This window comes from Calothrix rhizosoleniae SC01 (assembly GCF_900185595.1).
Taxonomy (GTDB): domain Bacteria; phylum Cyanobacteriota; class Cyanobacteriia; order Cyanobacteriales; family Nostocaceae; genus Calothrix_A; species Calothrix_A rhizosoleniae.
This window is the reverse complement of record NZ_FYBH01000360.1, coordinates 1-8,313: the sequence shown is the minus strand read 5'-3', so window position 1 is coordinate 8,313 and position 8,313 is coordinate 1. Positions and strand designations below refer to the sequence as shown.

The following is an 8,313-nucleotide window of genomic DNA, read 5'->3' as shown; positions in this document are numbered from 1 at the left end:
CTTACTATTGGCACATCAACTTGTTTATTGATTTTCATGTCTGTATTCTCTTCTATTTCAAACTACATCAAATATGATGAATGCAATCTTAATATCTTGAGTGAGATTTGAATTAATTTTGAATTAAAAATATTAATTTTAAGTGAGATTTGAATTAATCTTGAGTTAAAAAAATAATATTATAAAATGGTTATCCAAAGCATCGTCTTTCTCCTCTAGCATTTTAATTAGCGATCGCACTGATGATCGCACTTGACAATCAAGACAGTCGCTAGGAACTTCTTGATGAGTAGTGGTTTTGTTATTTTTTGTATATCAAAGCTACTACTAAGCCACTCCATAACCAGTGTAAGGACGTTTATAACTGGGATGTAAACCGAGAATAATGTCTTCTTTCGGTATACCCATTTCGACCAAATCTTGGGCTAAATCAGCTTCTGTCATGTTTCGCTGAATCCAAACTTTACCATCTTTAATATCTAAATGAATGAAACAGTTATAAACTCGTTTGAGTCCATCCCAACCAATGTCTAGAAGTTGATAATGGTCATTTTCTGTATCAAAAATTAGTTGACACTCAATTTCTGAATTTGGATTGTTAGCTTCATTTGCAGCATGATTATTTAATAATTGGCGGATTAATAATCGGTACTGTTCTAATTTTTCCATTCGATGACTACCTCCTGAACAGGATCGTAAATTATCAATTTTACTTGATAAAACTTAACTGCTTTTTGGGCTGCTATAACTTTCTCTGCTGCTAAATCTATCTCAAGTTTGACACCTTCAATCTTAATTTTTAGTGGATCTGCTGTGATTACCCAATCGTCTTTCAGGAGTGCTTGTTTGACAGCGTCGTGGAATAAGTCTTTAGCAGCCATTATTTTTTGACAATTTTTAGGATTATTATCTATCAAAAAAATAATTCTCAACCCTCAACTAACAAAATCGCTTCTTTCACTTCCACTTCCCCTTCAATTACTGCCATAATTCCCGGTAAATATTCATCCATCATCATCACATTGGCGTAAACCATTTGTTTGATTAATGCAAAACTAAGATTATCTCCTTCTACGTCAATGCTGGTTTTGTAGCGAATTTCTCCAGTGGTGAAATCGAATTCAAAGTTACCCATAATCATGCCATAGTTGGCGCGGGTGATGAATTCTGTGATGGGTAGGCGCTTGTTTTCTGGGGCGTTAATGGGGGAAACTGAATAAAAAACGAATTGTTGCTGTTGTTCTCTGGCTTTGGCGTAACAGTCCCATTTACCATTTTTACCTTGGAAGGCTAGACGTAGGGTTGGTTGTGTTTCAAGTTTAGCGAATTGCCAATCGTCTTCGATAAAGAAGTTGACTACTGCTTTGAAAACATTTTCTTCGTCAGCAATTTCCTCTGATATTTCTGAGATGCTATTGGTTATTTCTTCAAAAGCATCGGTCATTTCTTTAATACTTTCAGAAACAATTTCTTCAGTCATTTCTGAGATATTATTTGTTAATTCTTCAAAGGTATGATTCATTTCTTCAATTGCTTGAGACATGACATCTACCGAATCTTCTGAGTTATTGCTATCAGCCCACTCTTTAGCAAAATTGAGCATTGCTTCGCTCATTTTTTCGCTATCAATACCATCGCTGGTGATGTCGGAAGGTTTGAGATAAGCCCAAAGAGTGCGGTAGCCAGTTTCACCTGTTTCTTGTTTTTGTTTTACTTCCAAGGCATACCAACTGTAGGTGGATAAAATTGGATGTTTGGGATTTTTTTGGCTGAGTTGCTGGAGATAAGATGCTGCTTGGTTAGCATTTGTGGAATTTTCTGCTAGTTTTGGTAGTAAAGCAGGGTCGAGTGTGGCTTGGATTTGAATTTCGGATGAAGGTTGGAAGTTTCCACCTGAAAGAGGTGCGCGAATTTCTGGTTTGAGGTTGAATAAGGCTTCGGTGTCAATGCGTTGATAGAGTTGGTGGGTTACGCAAAAGGTGAGGTGACATTCGCTAAGTTCACTACTTTCTTTGTTTAACTTTAAGTTCACTACACGAAGCGTTACGAATGATTCAGGGGAATCATTTAGTATTAGTTGGTATCCTAGTTTAGAGAATTTAGAATTTGCGTTCAAAATTTTAATAACTTAACTATCAAAAATACAATTTTGTTTTGTCTATTCTATCGAATCTTCCCAACCCAAATATTCCTTTACCATTCTTATACTCACAGTATCGTCGGTATAAATTGATTCAATGCTTGGAACTAATAAAACTCCATTAGCTATTTCTTCTACACACCAAGCTGGGGCTGCTAAGAGTTTTTCTTTACCTAACTTTTGGACATAACTAGAACTGTAAAAATTAATTGGGTATAGTTCTACTACTTCTGAAGCGTAAGCATCTTCAGGTAATGGAGGCTCTTGCAAGGTAACAGCACAACCATAAACTGGTGGATAAGATTTTAATGCTGCTTTAATAACCTCTACAAATTTCAAAGCATTTTCTTCACCGAAATTATTTTCGGAACCCATCAGCGTATCCGTTTGAACATTAATCATCCACTCCGTATCTTCCTCTGGTTCAAAAAGAAAGGCAAAACTAAATTCAAAAGGATACTGCCAAAAGTTTAAAGTTCCTCCAAGAGAGCCTTGACGACAGATAATAGATACTTTTTCATCTATTTGAACTGACTCACGAATAATATTTTCAGGGTTTGAGAAAGGGAAAGCATAGCCATCTATTAAATAATATCCTTGCTGTTCCAATTGACTGATAAAATCTCGAAGTCTATTGGCTGCTATCTCAACCTCTTGAGGTGCGTAATAGGCGATAAATATTAGTTTATCTGCATCTATCATTTAGAAAACTCCTACAATTTCTACATTAGCATTCTGTAAAGCTTGCTTCAAACGAGCCGGTACATTATCCAATGAGCCTATAAAAGCATATCTAATTGGAGCACCCGGATACTCACCACGACGACGAGCAACCTGTTGGAGCATATCATCAATTGTCATTTGCACATTAGATTGTCTTAACTTTCCACTTCTCTTGTAGAAAGATGAGTTCCAGTTGATATTTTTCACATCGATTATTTTGCCATTACTAAGAACAATATCAGCAGCTTTTTGAGTACCAACTACATCACCAAGTTGCTTGATTGGAACTCCGTTTCTGTGGAGTTGAGCCGCATACTGTATTTCTCCAATTGCACCTTTTGCTGTCGTTCCACCTGAAATAAAATCATCCATGAGGCGTTGTGCTCCTGGTAAACCAGCAATTTCATCATAGTTCTTTAACATACTGGCAACAGCATCTGATCCATTTTCTCGAATGACAGAACCTAGTTTACTACCTCCCATCTTCTTGGCTAAACCCGAAACTTTGGTAACTCCAAGCTTTTCTACCATTTCTAGTAATCCACCAGGACCTACCTCAGAAATAATCTCTTTGGTTCTGCCAACAGTGATGGTTTTTCTTGCGTTCATTAACTTTTGATAAGCTGTTGCAGCTTCTTCAGGACTATTTTTCAATCCCTGAACAAATTCACTAATATTGCGAGTGGGTGCATCAGCAGAACCATGTTGACCAATAATAATACCTTTTCCATCTTCACCCAAATCAACGATATCACCAACCTTTTTGCCCTTGGCGGCTTTGTAGTTGGATGAATCAATGTCTCTTATGTCTCCATTTGCCAAAAGTACCCAAGGATTAATATGTCCTAAAAGTTGAAGGAGATAGCCTTTGCGACTAATTTTAAACTTATTGAACTTTAATTTCTTGCTGATCTGCTTTGCTAAATCGTCTATAGATTTAGCCCCTTTCGCAAAACCACCCTTAAATCCTTTAAGCATTATCTTCCCATTCTTAAAGGCAGTTTTGGCTCCCTTTGCTCCAATCTTTGCAAGTTCCTTAGCGCTCTTAGCAGTAGCCTTAACAGTCGTCTTAACCGAATTAACTGCTGCTTTAGCTGCGCCCTTAATACCCCCCTTAAGGGCTTTGAAAATCGCACCAGCATTAAAGAGTAAAGCAAAAACTAATTCAATTGCGCCAACAGCAACCCCACGAGCAAGACTCTTAGCTGCTCCAGCGATATCACCTCCCCAGCCTTTAGTTGCATAACTACCTATGTGTCCTGCAATTTGAGCCATTGCGACACCAGCCATGACAGTTCCCAAGATTTGCAAGAGTGGTGGAACTGCTGCCATTACCGCACCACCTGTAAGAATATTGAGAGCAATAAAACCAGTAATTCCGGCGATCGCACCAGCTAGCAATTTACCCCAGTTAGCTGTAAACCATTGCTGAATCCCTTGCTTCAATTGGTTAAACATATAACTGGCTCGTTGTCCCGGTGTTAAAGGACCAATGGTTCGCATATTGGCTGGAATATCCCCTTGCTTAGCCGGTTGTCCTTGCTTCTGAGTATTTTCAGCACCTTCAACTTTCTGAGACATCATCTGCTCAAGTTTTGCTTGGGCTGTAGCTTCATCATCACAGCAAGCTTCTGCTTGAACTGTCTCTCCACCCGATACGGTTTGTGGTGTTGCGGCGGCTTGTTCTGGATTCGCTTCCCCTCCTAGCTCAGCTTTAATAGCTTCCATTGAATTAGCCGGATTATTTGATTCGCCAAATTCAACCTCACCCCCATCCTGTAAATTGAGTGAAGCTAGAAACTCTGGTGAAACATCAAATGGAGCAACCCCATCAACCGCAATATCGTCTTCGGTAAATTCATCCTTGCTTAACATTTGAGCGAGTTCACTATTGTCTCCCTCAGTTGCTAGTGGTGTAGCTTCTGTATTTGCTGGTGCATTACATTGAGTGCAGTCTTCAGGAGTTCTTTCAAAAAGTAACGGTTGCGTGACATCCATACCCAAGACTTCCTCAGACATTTGTCCCCAGAAGTGATCGGGCATTTGCTGAGCAGCAGATACCAGGTTGCCAATCTTTTGCATTACATCGAATAAGGCATCAATTACAGCACCAACCGCGTCAAGAATCGCGTTATATATGGCTTGGTAAGCCGCTAATATTGCATCCAAAGTATTCGCCAAAAAGTCCAAAATGGCGGAAATACCTTTCTTTAACAAGTCAGCCGCTGCATTAACTGCTTGCTCTGCTTTGTTAACTGCTTGGTCAATTTTGGCTGTAATTTTCTTGGCTATTCCTGGAAATGCAGCAAAAACAACTCTAACTAAACCTTTGAGAATTTCTCCAAAAGCTTTAATTAAACCAACAATCGCATTGCGTGCTAAGTCAATCGCAGCCATTGCTAATTGCTTCGCAGCCTCGAAAATCGCTTTTACAGCTTTGCGTAAGTTGTCATAAACAAAATTGACGGCTTGTTTGACTCCATCTATAAGAGTTTTTGCTGCTGATTTAGCCCAACCCCAAAAACCACCGGACTCTTTCTCCCCTTCTTCTTTTTTCTTCGCTGCTTCCTTGTCAGCTTTCTGCTTTTCTGCTTCGGCTTTTTGTTCGGCTTCTGCAAGGTGTTTAGCTGCTTGGGTTTCACCTTTAGTTTTTTCTTGACCAATCTTCTGTTGCTGTTCTTGAGTCGCTTTCCCGGCTTTTTGCTGATAATCAAGTTCTGCATTATCTAACTCAGTTTGCCACTCTTGTTTGGCTTGAGCAACTTTTGCTTGTGCTAATTGTTGTTTTTCTAATTGTTTCTGCTTAGTTTCCTCAGTTAACTGACCAATTTCTTTATCTGCATCTGTCCTCGCATTAGTACAATCTGTATCAAATTTATCTTTACCACTTTGATATTTCTCCTGCTCTACCCCAATTTTTTCTCTCAAGAATGGACTCAGGGATTGATTCAAACCGCCAACTACTTCACCGGGAAGGGCTGGATTTTCGCCACCTTTACCACCGGGAGCCGCAACAGCAGAAAGTTCTTTATTTGCCTTGAGAGTTTCATTGCTAGCTTTGGGGAAAATACTATTCTCACCAAAATCTTGATTAATACCTTGTGCTGCTTTAGCTTTAGCTGCTTGTACCTCTTGAGCGGATTGGGCTTGAGCTACATTTATCTGTGAAGGGTCAGCTTCACCTGTCAAATCAACAGAAGGTGCATCCCCAGCATTAGTTTTAATTTTACGTGTGTTTAAACTTACATTGGCTAAAGCATTTTGAGCACTTCTACTGAGGGCTTGGTCGGATTTACCCTCTTGCCCAACTTTTCCACCAGCCAATTGTGTAGCTGTTATAGGTGATGCAGGGGGTACTTCTGGTACTGATGTTTCATATTTTGCTTTTTCTCCACCTGATGTGGTTGCTCCCAATTTATCATTAGGTGCTTGTTTGGTAATTGCAGCTTGCTCAGCAATTTTTTCACTAGCTTTTTGCAGTTCTGACTCTTTGGCTGGTAAACCTGTAGGTGCGGGAATTTCCGGTATCGTTTCTTGTAATTGTTGCCTTTGATTCTCTAATGCTTCGGCTGAGGCGGTTTCGGCTTGGGTATAGGTGGCAGCAGCTTGAGTTGGGGGTGTATTTTTGAGCTGTTCGAGAATCTGAGCCGGGTTTTGGGCACTAATAGGAACCGCTTCTTGTGGAACTGGAACGATTTCTTGTCCTCCATCAATCCCTACTCTGTCATTACCACCTGCGGTAGTCGGGGCTGGCGTTACATTAGTTGCGGCTGCCTCGGTTGTAGCTTCTGTGGGGCTTTGAGGAGCATTTTCCCCAGGATATTTATTGACTTCTTCGTCATTTTGTGCATCTTGCTTTTGTTTTGGTTTAACTTCCTGGGAATCGGGAGCAACTTGTTTCGCTTTTAGAGCTTCTGTCTGCGCTTTATCCCCTGGTGTTTCGCTCTTTTGTTCATTAGAGTTAGCTGTCGATGAAATATCGCCAATTTGCTTTTCTTTTGGGGGTTCTTTCGGTGCTTTTTTCTCTGGCGATTGACTTTGCTCTTTATTAGCTTGATTAGAAGCAACTTTTGACTCAGCTTCTCCTATTTGCTTCGCCTCTGGTAGTTTTTTGAATCCTATCCCACCTGTCTGCTGAATCGTATGGGTCAATTCATGTGCTGTCAATTCATTATTACCAGGAGACTTCCCTGCACCATAGTAAATATCATTACCATGTGTAAACGCCTGGGCTGACAACTCCTTATTCATCTGTACCGCGCTGGAGTCAGTATGCACCCGCACATTACTAAAATCAGACCTAAATCTTGGCTCCATGAAAGCACGTACATTATCGGATAAAGGATTACCTCCACCCTTTGAATTTCCCAGACGACTTTCTAAACTAGAACTTGCTTGAATATGATTACCCTTGGCTTTAGTTTGAATTTCTTCTTCTTCCGTCCTATTTATAGAAGCAGGATTGAGATTCGGGTTTTCCTGGGGTTGGATTTCTTCAGTTTCCTCTTCGGTTTGACGTTGTAAAGTTGCATCTGACATCGCCATCACTTTGGCTGCTGTAGCATCAGCTTCTTTTTCGTACTTATCCCCCGGCTCCCCAACAGTCAATTTAGCTTGAACAAACTCCCCTTCTTGCTGTTCTTGTTCTTCCCTTTCAGACTCACTAAATTTAGCTTGAATTACCCCATCATCTAATTCCTGTTCTTCTTTTTCTTCTTCTAACTCCTGACGTTGAACAGTTTCTTGGGGACGAAAAATTGAAGCTTTCTCCAGGTAATTAAAGCTTTCAATGGGTGAATCTAGTTTACTGTCTTCACTTCTTTGAATTTGAAAAGCTTGATTCCAAATAGATACACCTTCTTGTTTACTCCCTGGTTCTGAAACATCTAATTTGGTTTGAATAACCTCAGAGTTTTCTTGATGTTCTTCTTTCTCTGAATCTAATTCCTGACGTTGAATGCTTTTTGTGGGAATTTCTGCGAAGAAATCTATACTTTGACTTTGAACACTGTGTCGGGGAGTAAAACTAACCCCCTGAAGGTAATTAGTACCATCAAAAGCTGATTCTTTTAAACTAATATTTTCTTGATTTTCCTGCTGTTCAACAGTAAGCTCTTGTTTCTGAGATGCTTCTGGCTGTACTGTTTGAGGTGTAGTTTGATGAGACTCCACACCCAAACTATGGCTTGGGGTAGCCAAACTGGGAATATTCGGTGCTAAAGACGGATTGCTAGAATTTGATCCTGTTTTTTTCTTGCGGGAAACTTGTTTGCGATCGCTCATCTGAATCCACCCTTCTGCATCAGCGTTCCAAGTTAAACTACTACACCAGAAGCTCCTCTGTGATAAGTATACAGATTTAGGCGAGGAAAGATTATAGACTAAGGTCTAATATCTTTGATGATTTATCCCAAATACAACAGTATATTTGTAGGGGCGCAAGGCTTGCC

The 8,313-nt window shown here is 39.9% G+C and carries 5 protein-coding genes; all 5 read right to left on the bottom strand.

The features are described from left to right. Positions 1-327 precede the first annotated feature (327 nt). The 5 genes from CALSC_RS22120 to CALSC_RS22100 all read right to left on the bottom strand — a co-directional run bounded on the left by CALSC_RS22120 (position 328) and on the right by CALSC_RS22100 (position 8,146). Positions 328-669: a XisI protein gene (locus CALSC_RS22120; RefSeq protein WP_088243414.1), complete on the bottom strand. Its 342-nt coding sequence runs from the start codon at positions 667-669 to the stop codon at positions 328-330. Beyond that, positions 657-881 (bottom strand): element excision factor XisH family protein, encoded by a 225-nt coding sequence (locus CALSC_RS22115; protein ID WP_088243416.1) that lies wholly within the window; start codon positions 879-881, stop codon positions 657-659. The genes CALSC_RS22120 and CALSC_RS22115 overlap by 13 nt, the downstream gene beginning before the upstream one ends. A 47-nt stretch (positions 882-928) precedes the next feature. Next, complete coding sequence (locus CALSC_RS22110) at positions 929-2,032, bottom strand: type III secretion system chaperone family protein (protein WP_235006892.1); 1,104 nt, start codon at positions 2,030-2,032, stop codon at positions 929-931. A gap of 126 nt (positions 2,033-2,158) precedes the next feature. Beyond that, positions 2,159-2,842 carry a hypothetical protein gene (locus CALSC_RS22105; protein WP_088243412.1) on the bottom strand — a complete coding sequence of 228 codons (684 nt, stop codon included), beginning with the start codon at positions 2,840-2,842 and terminating at the stop codon, positions 2,159-2,161. Then, the gene (locus CALSC_RS22100; RefSeq protein WP_200817717.1) at positions 2,843-8,146 is read right to left on the bottom strand and encodes an eCIS core domain-containing protein; all 5,304 of its coding nucleotides are present in this window, start codon (positions 8,144-8,146) and stop codon (positions 2,843-2,845) included. Positions 8,147-8,313: the final 167 nt, after the last annotated feature.

Excerpts from the sequence above, each read along its gene's own strand:
- CALSC_RS22120 (WP_088243414.1), bottom strand. The coding sequence starts at position 669 with ATGGAAAAATTAGAACAGTACCGATTATTAATCCGCCAATTATTAAAT.
- CALSC_RS22115 (WP_088243416.1), bottom strand. The coding sequence starts at position 881 with ATGGCTGCTAAAGACTTATTCCACGACGCTGTCAAACAAGCACTCCTG.
- CALSC_RS22105 (WP_088243412.1), bottom strand. The coding sequence starts at position 2,842 with ATGATAGATGCAGATAAACTAATATTTATCGCCTATTACGCACCTCAA.
- CALSC_RS22100 (WP_200817717.1), bottom strand. The coding sequence starts at position 8,146 with ATGAGCGATCGCAAACAAGTTTCCCGCAAGAAAAAAACAGGATCAAAT.